General features: G+C 63.3%; 16 protein-coding genes. 5 read left to right on the top strand and 11 right to left on the bottom strand.

Annotation, left to right across the window (positions count from 1 at the left end):
* The first annotated feature begins 40 nt into the window (after positions 1-40).
* Positions 41-1,333 carry a nucleotide disphospho-sugar-binding domain-containing protein gene (locus F0311_RS12910; RefSeq protein WP_150462355.1) on the top strand — a complete coding sequence of 431 codons (1,293 nt, stop codon included), beginning with the start codon at positions 41-43 and terminating at the stop codon, positions 1,331-1,333.
* Here the strand turns inward: F0311_RS12910 and F0311_RS18130 are convergent.
* On the bottom strand, positions 1,317-1,472 hold the full coding sequence (locus F0311_RS18130) for a hypothetical protein (protein ID WP_191089925.1): 156 nt from the start codon (positions 1,470-1,472) through the stop codon (positions 1,317-1,319). The two genes, F0311_RS12910 and F0311_RS18130, sit on opposite strands and share 17 nt — an antisense overlap.
* Before the next feature lie 87 nt (positions 1,473-1,559).
* Positions 1,560-2,606, bottom strand: coding sequence for a LacI family DNA-binding transcriptional regulator (locus F0311_RS12905; protein ID WP_150462354.1), 1,047 nt, complete (start codon positions 2,604-2,606; stop codon positions 1,560-1,562).
* 29 nt (positions 2,607-2,635) lie between these two features.
* On the opposite strand from F0311_RS12905, the gene F0311_RS12900 reads away from it, so the two are divergent.
* Positions 2,636-3,892, top strand: coding sequence for an MFS transporter (locus F0311_RS12900; RefSeq protein WP_191089924.1), 1,257 nt, complete (start codon positions 2,636-2,638; stop codon positions 3,890-3,892).
* 134 nt (positions 3,893-4,026) lie between these two features.
* Here F0311_RS12900 and F0311_RS12895 read toward each other — a convergent pair whose 3' ends face one another.
* Positions 4,027-4,602, bottom strand: coding sequence for a CGNR zinc finger domain-containing protein (locus F0311_RS12895; RefSeq protein WP_150462352.1), 576 nt, complete (start codon positions 4,600-4,602; stop codon positions 4,027-4,029).
* Between the two features lie 82 nt (positions 4,603-4,684).
* Between F0311_RS12895 and F0311_RS12890 the strand changes: the two genes are divergently transcribed.
* The gene (locus F0311_RS12890) at positions 4,685-5,860 is read left to right on the top strand and encodes an epoxide hydrolase family protein (RefSeq protein ID WP_150462351.1); all 1,176 of its coding nucleotides are present in this window, start codon (positions 4,685-4,687) and stop codon (positions 5,858-5,860) included.
* A 145-nt stretch (positions 5,861-6,005) separates the two neighbouring features.
* Here the strand turns inward: F0311_RS12890 and F0311_RS12885 are convergent, their stop codons facing one another.
* From F0311_RS12885 to F0311_RS12875, 4 genes are all read right to left on the bottom strand, one after another.
* Entirely contained in the window at positions 6,006-6,245 is a 240-nt protein-coding gene (locus F0311_RS12885) for a helix-turn-helix domain-containing protein (protein WP_223881336.1), read from the bottom strand.
* A 94-nt stretch (positions 6,246-6,339) separates the two neighbouring features.
* Positions 6,340-6,612 carry an SRPBCC domain-containing protein gene (locus F0311_RS18740; protein WP_263406278.1) on the bottom strand — a complete coding sequence of 91 codons (273 nt, stop codon included), beginning with the start codon at positions 6,610-6,612 and terminating at the stop codon, positions 6,340-6,342.
* The gene (locus F0311_RS18735; RefSeq protein WP_263406274.1) at positions 6,546-6,800 is read right to left on the bottom strand and encodes an SRPBCC domain-containing protein; all 255 of its coding nucleotides are present in this window, start codon (positions 6,798-6,800) and stop codon (positions 6,546-6,548) included. Before F0311_RS18735 ends, F0311_RS18740 begins: the two co-directional genes overlap by 67 nt.
* 246 nt (positions 6,801-7,046) lie before the next feature.
* Entirely contained in the window at positions 7,047-7,643 is a 597-nt protein-coding gene (locus F0311_RS12875) for an NAD(P)H-dependent oxidoreductase (RefSeq protein ID WP_150462350.1), read from the bottom strand.
* A gap of 82 nt (positions 7,644-7,725) precedes the next feature.
* Here F0311_RS12875 and F0311_RS12870 point away from each other — a divergent pair, with 82 nt between their 5' ends.
* Complete coding sequence (locus tag F0311_RS12870; protein WP_150462349.1) at positions 7,726-8,313, top strand: TetR/AcrR family transcriptional regulator; 588 nt, start codon at positions 7,726-7,728, stop codon at positions 8,311-8,313.
* Positions 8,314-8,478: 165 nt separating this feature from the next.
* Here the strand turns inward: F0311_RS12870 and F0311_RS12865 are convergent, their stop codons facing one another.
* From F0311_RS12865 to F0311_RS12850, 4 genes are all read right to left on the bottom strand, one after another.
* On the bottom strand, positions 8,479-9,138 hold the full coding sequence (locus tag F0311_RS12865; RefSeq protein WP_223881335.1) for a DUF998 domain-containing protein: 660 nt from the start codon (positions 9,136-9,138) through the stop codon (positions 8,479-8,481).
* A 270-nt stretch (positions 9,139-9,408) separates the two neighbouring features.
* Entirely contained in the window at positions 9,409-11,733 is a 2,325-nt protein-coding gene (gene secA2, locus F0311_RS12860; protein ID WP_223881334.1) for an accessory Sec system translocase SecA2, read from the bottom strand.
* An 8-nt stretch (positions 11,734-11,741) separates the two neighbouring features.
* Positions 11,742-12,272: an ArsR/SmtB family transcription factor gene (locus F0311_RS12855; protein WP_150462347.1), complete on the bottom strand. Its 531-nt coding sequence runs from the start codon at positions 12,270-12,272 to the stop codon at positions 11,742-11,744.
* Positions 12,273-12,443: 171 nt separating this feature from the next.
* Complete coding sequence (locus F0311_RS12850; protein ID WP_150462346.1) at positions 12,444-12,854, bottom strand: DUF6157 family protein; 411 nt, start codon at positions 12,852-12,854, stop codon at positions 12,444-12,446.
* Positions 12,855-12,936: 82 nt separating this feature from the next.
* Here F0311_RS12850 and F0311_RS12845 point away from each other — a divergent pair, with 82 nt between their 5' ends.
* Positions 12,937-13,794: a helix-turn-helix domain-containing protein gene (locus tag F0311_RS12845; RefSeq protein WP_150462345.1), complete on the top strand. Its 858-nt coding sequence runs from the start codon at positions 12,937-12,939 to the stop codon at positions 13,792-13,794.
* The last annotated feature ends 248 nt before the right edge of the window (positions 13,795-14,042 follow it).

Genomic DNA, 14,042 nt, shown 5'->3' with positions numbered 1-14,042 from the left:
CAGTCTAGTCGATTCGTGACCAGCACCGAGATGGAGGACCGTGGCGACCTACCTGCTCTGCAGCAATCCCATCCATGGACATGTCGGGCCGCTTCAGGAGGTCGGAGCTGACCTGCGTCGCCGCGGGCACCGCGTGATCCTGCTCACTGGATCACGCTTCGAGCAGGGGATCCGGTCGAGAAAGCTCGAGTTCCGGCCGCTGGGCCCGGGGGCCGACTACGACGATCGCGATGTCGATTCCTATCTGCCCGATCAAGGCGACAAACGGGGCCTTGCTCGCGCGCAATACGATATTCAGACGATTTTCGTAAGACCCATTCCCGCGCAGGCCCGCGCGGTGGCGGAGATCGTTGAGTGCGACTCCCCCGACGCGATCATGGTCGACGGGATGTTCGCCGGCGTCGTTCCGTTGCTGCTGGGCCCGCGAGAGGACCGTCCTCCGATCCTCGCGCTCGGTGTCTCTCCACTCGCCCAGGCCAGCCGCGATGTCGCTCCAGCAGGCATGGGCCTAGCACCGGCGTCGAGCATCCTGGGTCGCTTGCGCAACAGAGCGCTCAACGTCGTCGCCCAACGCATCCTGTTCGCCCAGACGCAGCGTCTCGCTCGGCAGGTGGTCGCTCAGGCGAGCCCACCCGGCACCCCACCGCTGCGAGAGCCGATCATGGACTTCTCGAGACTCCTCGACCGTTTCCTGCAGCTGAGTCCGAGTGAGTTCGAGTATCCGCGCAGCGACCTCGCCGCGAACACGGTCTTCATCGGCGCGCTTCCGCCGACAGTGAGCGATGCGCCCGAACCCAGCTGGTGGCACGAACTCGACGGGACCCGCCCGGTCGTGCACGTGACACAAGGTACGATCGACAACCGGGACTTCGATCGGCTGGTCAGGCCGACGATCGCCGGCCTGCAGGACAGCGGCGCGCTGGTCGTAGTCACCACGGGCGGGCGCGATCCGGCAGAGCTCGGCGAAGTGCCGGCGAACGTGCGGGTCGCGCGGTTCCTGCCGTACAACCAGCTCCTCCCGCTCCTCGACGTGTTCGTGACCAACGGCGGATTCGGCGGCGTGCAACAAGCGCTGGGGGCAGGCGTACCCGTAGTCGCTGCCGGCGACACCGAGGACAAGCCCGAGGTCACCGCGCGTGTCGGGTGGGCGGGTGTGGGCATCGACCTACGCACCGGCACCCCATCCGCACCGGCCGTGGCTGACGCAGTGCGCGCGGTGCTCCGCGATGAGAGCTACCGCATCGCCGCTCGCGAGTTGGCGGCGCAGATGGCCAAGTATGATCCGTACGACGCCATCGATCGAGAGCTCGCCGAGGTCACGCAAGCTCGTTGACCACCGCCCCGGCCTCGTAGTCAGCCACCAGACAATCGACCTCAGCGGCCGTGAGGAAAGTTCCCATCTTCCCGATTTCACGCACGACCGGCCCCATGGAGTCCCTGGTCATGGCTCCGCGGTGACGATAAGATCTCATCCCTCCTCGGCTACCGCGGAGACGGAAGGTTGGTCCACTGACCTGCTGACCAGGGCAGTTGTGCATTGAGTGATGGGGACGGCGTGGTCATTGCGGGTCCTTCTGGCTGGCGGGGTTGTTGATGTTCCACGTGATCTCGGGTTGTGCTGTTGAGGGGTCGAGCGCGGTGCGGGCGCATAGGCGTCCCTGATCCCGCAGGGGGTTGGTTACCGTGATGATCCCTGCCGTCAGCGCCGCCGGTGAACCGTCCCATCCTGTCAGCATGGCGTTTCTTCCCTCGACCGCGAGGGCGTCGCACGCTCCGAGCGCGAGTTCATCGCTCATGGCGAGCACCACTGACGAAGCCTGTGCTGGTACTGAGGGCAGAATGGCGCGCACTGCCGCTGTGCCGTGGTCGCGGTGATTACGCTCTACTACTGCGATGGGTGTCTGGTCCCAGTCGTGGCCGACGGTGGTGATGCTCTCGCGATACCCGGTGAGTCGGTGGCGGGTGACGGGGAATGAGATAGTCTCAGGCAGTTCACTGCCGCGGGTCAGAGCTGGTTGTCGTCGTCGATCCAGGGGGAGGCTGAGGATGATGGGGAAATCGCCGTACTGTAGTGCCGTGGCGGCGACGGCCTCTGCCGCGGCGTGGTCGTCCGGTCCGATGCAGGTGATGCCCTCAACGACAGGACCGCCCTGGATCGTGGCCGGCCTGCCGCTGCGGACCACGGCCTCGAGCACCGGGTCGTCGTCGGTGGTGGTCCACAGCACGTACCCATCGACGGCCGCATTAAGGATGCGCTCAGTGTCTGTGGCGTCTCCGCGGGTGGGGATCAGCACCATACCCAGATCCTCTTCGACACAGACATCGGCGACACCGGCCAGGAACAGTGCGGCTTGGGGGTCGTCAAAGGCATAGGAGAGGTGTTCGCCGAAGACGACGCCGAGCTGGCCTGTACGCCCCGAACGCAGTGCGCGCGCAGTGCTGTCGGGGCGGTGGTAGCCCAGCCGTTCGGCCGCTTCCCGCACGCGCTGACGTGTCTTCTCGGCCACACGCTCAGGTTTGTTGAACGTGTAGGACACGGTCATGACTCCCACGCCGGCTTCGGCGGCGACGTCCTTCACAGTGGGGCGCTTGCTCGCAGGTGACATGCCACCAGTATATGTGTAACGTTAAGATTATGCGTAACGTTACACATCTGTCTCAACGAGCCGCATCGTCACCGTCAGTGGTCGCCTATGCGGCGTTCGCCGCGTTCGGGATGTTCTGGGGTGGGTGGGGCGCAGCCCTGCCGTCGATCCGAGCCCAGGCTCTCCTCAGCGATGGCCAGCTCGGTACCGCATTGTTGTTCGTGGGCGCGGGTGCCCTGCCTGCCATGCTGCTGACCGGGCGAATGTTGGACCGTTTCGGCGCGCGACCGGCTGCGTTAATACTCGCGCTCCTGGGTGCGGCGGGAGTCGGTGTCGCGGTCAGCGCACAGGGATTCGTCTCCGTCGTGGTGAGCATGCTCTTGGTCGGGGCGGCATCGGGGGCCGCAGATGTTGCGATCAACACCCTAGCCGGCCAATCCGAACATCAGAGCTCTCGCGCTGTACTCACCCGTTCCCACGGTGTGTTCTCCTTAGCCGTCGTCGTCTCCAGCCTCGGCACCGGTGCACTCCTGACCCAGAATCTTGGTTTGACGGTCACATTCACAGTCATCGCAGCCATCATGCTTGCCCTTGCGGCAGCTGTCTGGGCCAAAGTCCCGGAACGAGTACATTTTGCTCATCCGGAGACTGCGGTGGACTCCGCAGTCATCCGCCCCATGCGTGGTACGACCAGCGTGCATGCACTGCTGCTGCTGGGCGTGATCGGGGCACTGGCCTATGCTACGGAGAACGCGCACCAGAGCTGGGGTGCGGTGTTCATGACCGACAACTTCGCTGCATCACCACAACTCGCCGCGCTCGCCCCAGCGACCTTCGCCGCTGCGGCCACGCTGGCCAGATTCGCCCTTGCCCCACTGTCTCGTAGCCATCCGATCGCACTGCTACTCACCGGGGGAGCCGTCGCGACCGCGGGCAGCCTCATCCTCGCCGCCGCACCCAACGCACCCACAGGTCTCCTTGGACTGGCGATCGCCGCCGCAGGAACAGCGGTCTTATTCCCCACCCTGCTCAGTCACAGTCTGCGGCACATCGAGCCAGCGCGACGAGGACGAGCCATCTCGGTCATCACCACCACCGCCTACCTCGGATTCCTTCTCGGTCCGGCCTATGTGGGGTTGCTGGCTGACCTCGCCGGACTACGCCTGGCACTCATCGCAGTGGCCGCCCTGGCACTCATTTTCACCATCGCAGCCGCCCCAGCCAGCCGCTACACACAACTCATTCTCCGGACGACCTGCCCCCGAGCATCGTTCGTCGGCGGCTTTGGGGCACACCGCCGATCGTGATAGCGCCTAGGATTCCAGCGGGTTACGCGGATCTGAGTCTTTGGGGAAATATTGCCAAACGCGCTACGTAGGAACCCACAATGCGACAGATGTGCTGCAGAGGTGGACCCCACTTGGATGTACCGAAGCAACGATCACCCCGCGGATCTGTAGTTCTTTCCTCGGTTGGCCCTGAAGCGCGCTTTCTTCTGACGGTTCCCGCAGGTGTTCATGTCACACCATTTGCGGGTACGACTTTGGCTGGTGTCGAAGAAGGCGGCTTGGCAGGTTGGCGATGCGCACAAGGCCAATTTTCCGTCTCGTTCGCCTGCAATGATGCTAATCGCATCGGCGGCGATCACGCTCAGGGCATCCTCTACGCAGGAAGCCGCGCCAAGTCGCCATTGCCGCTTACCCTCGGGCGTCAGGTGAGCTGCAGCCCGACCCTGTGCGCTGCAGCCATTGATGACTTGGACAGCGGATGCGGGGAGAGCGTCCTGGATCGCGGCCGCTGTCGCGACGGTGTGAATTGATTCCCTCAGGTTCCGAGCGCGTTCGAGCTGGCTGATGGTGCAGAACTGCACGGGGAGGCCGTTTACTGCCAGCCATTCCATGAGTCGCTGCGGCGTGGGAATGCGCTCCACAGCGTCGCCATGACGTTCCGTCAGAGTCGCGGTGAAACTGGTCGCCAGCACGTTACCGAGGCGAAATTCAGGGAACTGAGCACGCATGGAACCACCTTAGCCGGTTGTCCACTGACATCGAGACATGGTAGAACCGTCTTAGCCGGTTCCATGACAATCAGGAGGTCACATGCCCTGTCCACTCAGCGATGTACAAGCGTTCGAAGCCCACGCAACCGATGCGGACCTCGACGATCTACGCGCACGGCTGGACGCAGCGCGGTTACCAGAAGCTGAGACGGTCTACCACGCCGCACCCGACCCTCACCGATGGGAACAGGGCGTTCCCCTTGCCGACCTCGTGGATCTCGTGAACTACTGGCGCACCGAGTATGACTGGCGGTCGTTCGAAGCGCGCCTGAACCGCATCAGCCAGTTCTGCACAACCATTGATGGTCTGGGAATTCATTTCCTCCACCGCCGGTCCGCCCGCTCAGATGCCACTCCTCTGATCCTGACCCATGGGTGGCCAGGCAGCATCGCAGAGTTCACCCACGTCATCGACGAACTGGCAGATCCGAAAAATGCAGACGCACCAGCATTCCACGTCGTCGTCCCTTCGCTGCCAGGCTTCGGATACAGCGACAAACCGGCCACCACAGGGTGGGGCACCGACAAGATCGCAGCCACATGGGTGGAACTGATGGGAAGGCTCGGCTACAGCAGGTTCACAGCCCACGGCGGCGACTGGGGAGGTGTGATCACCACAATCCTCGGCAGCAGGTTCCCGGAACACGTCATCGGCATCCACACCACATTCGCGGAAGGACCGCCTGGACTTTCAACAAAAGGGCTTACCGCTGTCGAACACAAGTGGGTAGAGGAGCACCACACCTTCTGGACACACCACGCTGCATACGCCAAACAGCAAGCCACCCGACCACAGACCATCGGCTATTCACTCGTCGACTCACCGGTCGGACTGCTCGCCTGGGTCCTCGACAAGTTCGCTGAATGGACAGATACCGAAGACAGCCCGTTCGAGACGATCTCTAAAAACAGAGTGCTCGACAACGTCACCTTGTACTGGCTGACCCGAACCGGCGCATCATCGGCCCGCATCTATTACGAGAGCCACAACTCACTCGACCCCGACCTCCGGGTCGACGTCCCCTCAGCGATCACCATGTATCCCCGTGACATCGCCTCGAAAGCTCCGCGTCCCTGGGCACAGGAACGCTACCGACAGATCATCCGATGGAGAACACCTCAAAGCGGAGGGCATTTCCCCTCGCTCGAAGTTCCCGAGTATTTCGTCAAAGATCTGCAAGAAGGCCTCACGGCAGTGCTGGCAGCTTGGTACTGAACGCAACTGGGTTCCCCCACTCAAGCACTGCTTGATCCGACTCAAGGGTGGCATCTTTGTCTTCCATATGGGGAGTCGCGATCCCACCCACCTTCAGGGCGATTCCCCTATTTCTCTCACATCGTTTTCGGTTGCGGGCGATCAGCTACGTCGCCTGATCGCGCTGGATCGCCTCCGCGATCTGCTTGATCCGCCCAAGGCGCGCATCCCAGGCTGTATCTACCTCCGCGAGCTGGGCGATCGCGCGCGCAAGTTGAGCTTGGTCAATGTGGTAACGCCGTTCACGTCCGACAGACACCGGGTGCACCAGTCCCACACGCTGCAAGACCATGAGATGCTTAGCCACCGCCTGTCGAGTCACCGGCAAACGTGCGCTGAGCGTCATGGCCGTACCGGTGCTCTCGGCGGTCAGGATGTCGAGTATCCGGCGTCACTCGGGTCACCGACCGCTGACCAGAGGTCGTCGTCGACCACCACGCTCATGGCGTCGACGCCAGCCGGGTGGCGTAATCGACGATGTTGCCCAGGAAAGTATCCCAGCCTCGCGAGTGATCGGCGTACTTCGCCTCCAGGGTCGCGATCTCCCATCCTTTCTCCCGGAACCCGGTCTCGGTGAAGCGGAGCAGGGTACCCACTCCGGACGGGACGAGTTCGAAGGTCACCAGCAGCGAGTTCGCGGGTGTCGCTACGGCGTCCTCGTAGACCCATCGGAACGAGAGTCGGTGAGGCGGTTCAGCATCGACAACAGTAATCCGCTGGATATAGGACTCGTTCGTGTCCTCCCCCAGGCCACCTCGGTGACCTGACCCGGCGTGGCCGAGAGCTCGGTCTCCGCACCGTTCCACCAGTGACTGATGTGCTCTGGACTGCTGATCACCTCGAACACGACCTCCGCAGAGGCCTCGATGTAGACCTCACGCTCAATGCTTCCGAACTCCATAGGTGCCCCCTTTTCATGTGCAACCAGCAGTTGCGTCTTGCGGTCATGCCAGCAGACAGTCTCCAAGGTGGACTCCCACCATGTGAGTGTCGGCTGGTCCTGACCGTCCTCCGTGATGGGGGTGGACGACCTGAGCGCCTCAGAAAGAGCAGCTCAGGGGCGGTAAGATCCAGTATTTTGCACCAGCATGGACGCACCGGAGGTCTTAGAAGACGGACACAGAGGGCGTCTGCCGTGATGATGGACTCATTGTGGCATCGACGAGGCCTGTGGTGTGAGCCGGGCGGCGTCCTCGCCAGCCAGATGCCGAACGGTGGCAAGCCATTCATCGCGACGCTGCGCCGTCGACCCCTTCACCGGGGCAAACCGAGTCACCCGTACAGGCTTGAACCCGCAGAAACCAAGGGTGCCCCGGGTGAGCGAGCGCAAGCGGCTATCCGGCATCATGCCCTGCAGTACGCGCGGGGTGTCGGCAGTGATAAAGACTCGTGCGCTGCGACCGGTCAGAAGTCCCTCAGGTAGACCTCGCTTGGTGTATCGGTAATCCTCCTTCGGCAGCAGCGCCCGGTCCAGGAAGCCCTTCAGCATCGCCGGGGTGGACCGCCACCACACCGGGGTTGTGATCACCAGGTGCTGGGCAGCTCGGATCGCTCGACGGGCGTCGGCCAGATCGGGCTCGGTCGGCATGCGCTGGGTGTAGCCGAAGCGCATGTGCACATCAAAGTCCATGTCCCGAACGGCCAGCAGTCGGGCATCGGCACAATGGTCAGCGTAGGCGCGCGCGATAGCGGCACTCAGGCTATCCGGATTCGGATGGCCATCAATGACGAGAACTGTGGACATAGATTCCTCCAGGTGTTCAGAGCATGAATCTTGACATTGTCAAGTATCTTGTCAATGCCAAGATAGGCGTAGAATCTTGTCTGTGTCAAGATCGAATGTGAGCTACCACCACGGAAACCTTGCCGTCGCCTTGGAAGAGGCAGCGCTCGCGTTGCTGGTCGAGGAGGGATCCTCGGCGTTGAGTCTGCGCGCGGTTGCGCGGCGCGCCGGTGTGAGCCATAACGCTCCATACCACCACTTCGGTGACCGACAGGGCCTGCTGAAATCGGTTGCGGCGCGAGGACTGCGAGATCTGCTCGCCGCGATGGTCACAGCCCGCGACTCTACAAGCAGTCCGAAACAGCGACTCCTGGCTGCCAGCTTCGCCTACGTGGACTTCGCCAGCGAAAATAGGCCCTTATTCGAGCTCATCTTCGACCCGGAGATCTGCAACCCGAAAGAGCCCAACCCCGTGACTGGTCCATTGATCGAGGCAAACGATGAGTTTCTCGCCGAGACGGTACGCGCGGCCCTCCCGCAGGAGACCGCCGAGACCGACGTACGAACCACGGCAGCGGCGCTGTGGGGGGCAGTGCACGGGTTGGCGGTGCTGGTTTCAACCCAGCATCTGGACGCCAGCGTGGTCCGTCCAGGCCTGGAGTCCCTCCTTGAGCTGCGGTTCCTCGAGTGATGTCCCTCACCACCCGCCGGTGTCGTCTCAACTCCACGAACAGTGCCAGGTCCGCACACTGCTGACAGAGTGCACCTGGTACACCCGGTAGCTGTGGCAGCTTCCAGGCGCGTGATGTTAGCGGTGATGACCATCGGGCTGCCGGTTTCCCTGCACGTTCTCTCCCTACGCAGCGGCTAGAACCGAAAACACCGAGGCAAGCCACAACCACCCGGGAACGATGAAGGCCCGTTGGGCGAGTCCAGTTCGGGGAGAGTCGTTCTCCCAGGCCTTGTCCCAAAAGTGGATCGCCACACACAGCCATGCGACCGTTGCACCGGCAATGAGCTTCATCCACCACACGGGTAGTGCGAACACCGCGACCAAGGCAACAACCGGCAGTGAGAAGAACACCACTGCGCCTGCAAGATCGTGAAGACGGTGATTCCAGCTCGGCTGGGCAGGGTCGCCCGCCGGGGCGCCGGGTGGATAGCCTCGACTCGGGTCCATAGAAAACGCAGAACAGGCCAGCCCAACGCCGAAAACCATGATGCTCAGCGCGAAGATCAGGCCTATTCCCTGCAGGAGCACACCGATGGCTCCTACAGTGATCGCGATACCCGCGACCGCGAAGTTCGCCATCTGGATCCATCCGCGACGGCTCAGCGCAAGCGCGCTCACAGGGTGGCGGACGGGCGAGTAACCGGGTCTTATCCAGCCTTCGATGAGAACGACGATGAGGAATCCGCTGGCCCCAATGGCTCCGATCCATAGGAGGTAGTCCTCGATACTCGTAAGAGGCATGAAGCCATCACAGCACCCGTATCCGTCGCGAAACAGTGCCATTGGTCATGTCTGAGGGTCTACCTCTGGGCGAACTTCGGATACAAGAAAGCCACGCCAAGGAGGACATACTCGCGGCGCAACTGAACAGAGGGCCCGTTCAGAATTACGCACAGACCCTTTCGTGCTGACCGAGTTCATCTGGTCTGCATGAGGGGTTCGATCCAGGTGATGGGTACAAGAAAGTGGTGCTGTCCTGAGTGGCTTTTTCCTACTTTGGTGAACTTCGGTGTCCTGCTGAGGATGATCACTACTACCGGTTCTCGGTGAGGGTTATTCGAGGCTCAGGGTTCTGGATCGGACGAATCTCCCGACGTGGCGGGCGAATCGGTCTCCGGGACTGCCGAAGGGGTCATCGGTGATCATGTAGGTCCAGGTGGCAGAAGGGCGTCGTAGGCCGAGTGCTTCGAGGTCGCCTCCGATGTCCTCGGCGGTGAGGGTTTCGATGAAGTCGGCAGCGTCGCGGTAGGTACGGCCGAAGAAGCCATGGAACTCGCGAAGAGCGATGCGGTGGAACTCATCGGAAGGCTTCTGCCCGGCCAGTGCTCTGAGGTGAATGCCGTCGCGGATCTCCTGGAGCAGCGCCAGATGTGTCACCCAGTGCTCATCGAGATAGTACAAGGCGGCGTCTCGTACGGTGGCAGCGACCGGTGCCGGCCCGCAGGAATCTTGGAGCCTTTCGATGTGCTCCGGAATCAGTTCGTGCAGCCGTTCATCTGCGGCTTGGCTGCGGATGGCCGTGGCACGGTGGGCCAGGACGGTGGCGCGCTGGGCGGCGATGGCGCGGTTGTAGGTCCAGGTGGCGCGGTGGCGGTCGGTGCGGAGGCCTTCGGCGATCGCCTGGCATGCATCTATGATGTGCTGCCGTTGGCGCGGGGTGAGGGCATCTTTGCGGCGGGTGATCCGGGTGAGCATCGCTGGTGTCGCGTTGATCTGCACCAGGTCGTCATCGCAACTGAGGACGGTGTGGCTGACCCCGGGGTCGCCTTGCCGTCCGGCACGTCCGCGAAGCTGGACATCGAGACGTCGGGATGGGTACCGGCCGGTGGCGATGACCGCAAGCCCACCGGCATCCACCACCCGGTTGCGGTCTCGCTCATCGGGTCCGCCGAGGCAGATGTCGGTTCCGCGCCCGGACATCTGGGTAGAGATTGTCACCGCCGTGAACTCTCCTGCCCGTGCGATGATTGCGGCTTCCTCGGCGTCGTTCTTCGCGTTGAGCACCTGCGCTGCGATACCGACAGCACGCAGCCGAGCTCCAAGGTCTTCTGACTCGGCCACGCTCTGGGTTCCCACCAGCACCGGCTGCCCGGTGCGGTGACGGGCGGTGACCTCATCAATGACAACCTGAATCTTCTCCGCTTCAGTGAGCAGAATGGTGTCGGGTTCATCGAAGCGCCGGTTGGACTTGTGGCGCTCCACCCGTCCTGCGGCGAGGTCGTAGAACTCGAGGAGTTCTTCGGCCACGGCGGTGATGGTGCCGCTCATCCCGGAGCGGGTCTCATAGCCCAGGATGAGGTCCTGGATCGTGATGGTGTCGAGAATCTCCCCGGGGGCCGAGACCGCGAGGCGTTCTTTCGCTTCCAGTGCCGCGTGAAGCCCATCGGGCCAGCGTTGCAGGTGCGCGATACGTCCGCGGGCGGTGTTGATCAGCTTGATGGTCCCGTCGGTGACAAGGTAGTCCACGTCCCGGTGGACCAGTACCCGTGCGTGCAGGGCGAGATTGATCCTGGTGAGCATAGGAATGTTCTCCGCGTCATACAGGTTGATTCCGCCCAATCGTGCTTCGAGCCTGTCCAGCCCGGCATCAGTGAGGCTCACCGTGGCGTGATCGGCATCGACGGTGAAGTCTTCAACCGGGATCAGGTCCTCCACCAGGGTGGTGGCCTCACTGAACTCCTCGGCCTGGTCATCCGAGGTGCCTGCCAGCACCAGGGGCACCATCGCCTCATCGATCATCACCGCGTCGGCCTCGTCGATGATCGCGACATCGAAGACCGGGTCCACCCGCTCCTGGGGCGTGAGGGCAAACCGGTCGCGGAGCACATCGAAACCGATCTCGCTGACCGGGGCATAGACCACATCGCACCGATACGCCGCTGCCCGTTCCTCCGATGGGGTGTGCTGGCCGACCCAGCCCACGCTGACCCCCAGCAGGTCAGCGAACGGGGCCATCCAGGCCGCGTCGCGTTCGGCGAGATAGTCGTTGACCGAGATCACATGCACACCCCTGCCCGCCACGGCGTGACCGGCAGCAGCCAGAGCCCCTGCCAGTGTCTTGCCCTCCCCGGTATCCATCTCCACCGCGTGGCCTGAGAGCAGGGCGCAGCACGCGAGTAGTTGTTCATCGAAGGCCTGAAGACCTACTGTGCGTGCAGCAGCCTCCCTGGCCAAAGCCAAGTACCGAGCGGTCACGCCGCGATCAAGGCGTTTGTCTCCAGTCTGCATCCGCAGTGCGCGGACCTCGCTGCGCAGAGTCTCGTTATCCAGGTCATGCACCTGCTCGGCTAGCTCTGCCGCATCGCGCACCAGCGGCTCGAACCGGCGGAACGACACCGCTCCGGGAAGCCCCAACACCCTCGCCGCCCAGGTCGGCACCGACCGCCTCATCCCGGGGTCCCCGCCGCTACCAGGATCGCCAGCAGGGGCACGACCCGCGCATCGGGAACCTCATACATCCCGCGCTTGCCAGAGGTGAGCCAGCCCGCTGTGGTGAGTTCCTTCAGATGGTGGTAGATCTGACCACTGGTTCCACTGTCCAACTCCTCCACCAGACCGGCAGCACTCGTGGTGCCGTGCAGCACCGCATGCAGAATCGACAGTCGCACCGGATGCCCCAGCGCAGCCAGTATCGGCGCCTGTTCCGCCCAATCTTCTTCGAACACCGCCGGACCCGGCAGCCCGTACTGCCACTGCACCGTCCCTCCCGGCGGGAGATCGACGATACCCGTGTAGAGCACCGCCCCTCCTTCCGGGGCCCGATGCCGCAACCCCTCCAACGCCCAGAACACCTCACCGAGACTTGGGTCGCTGTCCCCTGCGCCGGGGTCTTGGGCATCTGCTCCCTGGGCGACCAGCTCAGCCACGGTCCGCTCGAGAGCACTTAATCGAGCCTCAAAATCCTCACCAACGCTCATACCTACAATTTTACGTTAGAACGTAACTAGAGCCGAACGCCCGCTGAGACACCGAGGCCGATGACCACACCGATAATCAGCGCCTCTCCGAAACCCGATGGTGCGAGGGCGGCCAGGGCAACGGCGAGCCAGTTCAGGTGAACAAAGTCGGCGAGTATGAGGGCGATTCGATCAGGCCCGCTTGGAGCGCATCGCTTTAAGCTGCTTCACCGCGGGGTCAGCGGCCAGCGATCGGTACTCGTCGGATCCGAGCGGTACGAGAGCAACACGGCTGTCGGCATCGTGATGGATACCCCAGCCGTACCGCTTGCCGAGCGGGGAGGCTCGCAGGCACGCATGGTCTTTGGCGAAGAATGCCTTGCGCGCCTCGGTTCGTGTCTCGGCGGGGATGGAGAGCCGGGTCGCGTGCACCTCGAACAGCACATCGTCGCTGGTGAACTCGTAAGGATGCTCCGAGATGAGCGCGTACTGCAACGCCGCCACCGACGGAGCCTTGCCGCCGACAGGCGGCTGCTCGGCCGCCTCGACCGGGCAATCGTCTGCCACCTGGATGAACGTGCCGGCGTAGTTCGTGCTTCCCATGCTTCCACCTTCACCCCGAGGTAGAGACCCGCAATAGCAAAAAACCGACAGATTAACGCGGCTGCCTGAGAGAATGGAGGCTATGACCGCCACCGGTGATGCACCGCGGGAACGCCCTATCGCTGCCTCAGAGCGATCCGGTGTGCTCTACCCGGATCGGCTGGCACGTTATGCGGCAGGTTGGATCACCCCCGACCCCGCTGTGTCGGCAGTGGTCGATCAGTATTGGTATGTCTCGTGGATGCTGGATGAGGGCGAACAACTGGACCAGCCGATCATCGACCTACCCGCTGTGACACTGACCGTCGAGGAGGGCGACGTGCCCGCCCCGCTCGTAGTAACCGGGGTCCACGCTCGCGCATGGCGACGCACTATCCACGGCACCGGGCAGGTGTTCGCGATCCGGCTACGACCAGCAGGGCTTGCCGTGCTCAGCGCCCTCATCCCCGCGCAAGTAGCCGATGCCACCGTGCCGCTCACCGCGAAACTCGACTCGCGCCTGCATACGCTCATGCGCACCATCGCTATCGGTTCAGAGCCCGCCGAACGCGCACGGATCGCAGACCGGGCAATTGGGCTGGTCCTCGCCGAGCGCTCACCGACCCCGGCAGGACTGCTTGCGAACGACGTTCTGGGTGAGTTGCGCGAGCGCATCCACCGCAGAACCGGTCCTACCCTCGCCGAACGCTTCGCGCGGAGTGAGCGGACGATCCAGCGCGCCTGCATCGACACGCTGGGGTACGGGCCGAAGTGGCTGAGCCGTCGCATCCGTCTCCAAGAGGTCGCCCTCGCCCTGGCGACCCGGCCCGACAAGGACCTGGCTGCCATCGCCGCAGACCTGGACTACACCGATCAATCTCACCTCACCCGTGACTTCCGCACCGCCACCGGCATCACCCCCGACGCCTACCGTCGAGCCTCCAGCAACCTGGCTGCCTGACCCGGGCCGATCCGCACGTCGATCGCCCAAAGGCGCACACCCTCACCCTGGATCAGCCCCGTTCTTCCAGACGCGGGCTAAGGAGCCATGGTCAGCAGGTGAGAACCGAGAGATACCTCGAGGGACTGTCTGATTAACGGTGGAAATGGTTTGGCATGATCCGAAAGGGAATCATGTCTGAAGACACCACCACCGAATCCATAGCTGAGCAGTTGCCGCAGGAGATGATCGATCCTGTGACAGGAGAG

The organism is Nesterenkonia ebinurensis (assembly GCF_008711175.1).
Lineage (GTDB): Bacteria > Actinomycetota > Actinomycetes > Actinomycetales > Micrococcaceae > Nesterenkonia > Nesterenkonia ebinurensis.
Note: the sequence above shows the minus strand (reverse complement) of the source record. Positions and strands in the feature narration are given on the sequence as shown.

Bases quoted from the DNA above. Each gene is read 5' to 3' on its own strand.
- F0311_RS12865 (WP_223881335.1), bottom strand. From the start codon at position 9,138: ATGGCACTGTTTCGCGACGGATACGGGTGCTGTGATGGCTTCATGCCT.
- F0311_RS12850 (WP_150462346.1), bottom strand. From the start codon at position 12,854: ATGGGAAGCACGAACTACGCCGGCACGTTCATCCAGGTGGCAGACGAT.
- F0311_RS12845 (WP_150462345.1), top strand. From the start codon at position 12,937: ATGACCGCCACCGGTGATGCACCGCGGGAACGCCCTATCGCTGCCTCA.
- F0311_RS12900 (WP_191089924.1), top strand. From the start codon at position 2,636: ATGCGTAACGTTACACATCTGTCTCAACGAGCCGCATCGTCACCGTCA.
- F0311_RS18130 (WP_191089925.1), bottom strand. From the start codon at position 1,472: ATGAGATCTTATCGTCACCGCGGAGCCATGACCAGGGACTCCATGGGG.
- F0311_RS12895 (WP_150462352.1), bottom strand. From the start codon at position 4,602: ATGCGTGCTCAGTTCCCTGAATTTCGCCTCGGTAACGTGCTGGCGACC.
- F0311_RS18735 (WP_263406274.1), bottom strand. From the start codon at position 6,800: ATGGAGTTCGGAAGCATTGAGCGTGAGGTCTACATCGAGGCCTCTGCG.
- F0311_RS12885 (WP_223881336.1), bottom strand. From the start codon at position 6,245: ATGACGCTCAGCGCACGTTTGCCGGTGACTCGACAGGCGGTGGCTAAG.
- F0311_RS12855 (WP_150462347.1), bottom strand. From the start codon at position 12,272: ATGAGCGTTGGTGAGGATTTTGAGGCTCGATTAAGTGCTCTCGAGCGG.
- F0311_RS12875 (WP_150462350.1), bottom strand. From the start codon at position 7,643: ATGTCCACAGTTCTCGTCATTGATGGCCATCCGAATCCGGATAGCCTG.
- F0311_RS12890 (WP_150462351.1), top strand. From the start codon at position 4,685: ATGCCCTGTCCACTCAGCGATGTACAAGCGTTCGAAGCCCACGCAACC.
- F0311_RS12905 (WP_150462354.1), bottom strand. From the start codon at position 2,606: ATGTCACCTGCGAGCAAGCGCCCCACTGTGAAGGACGTCGCCGCCGAA.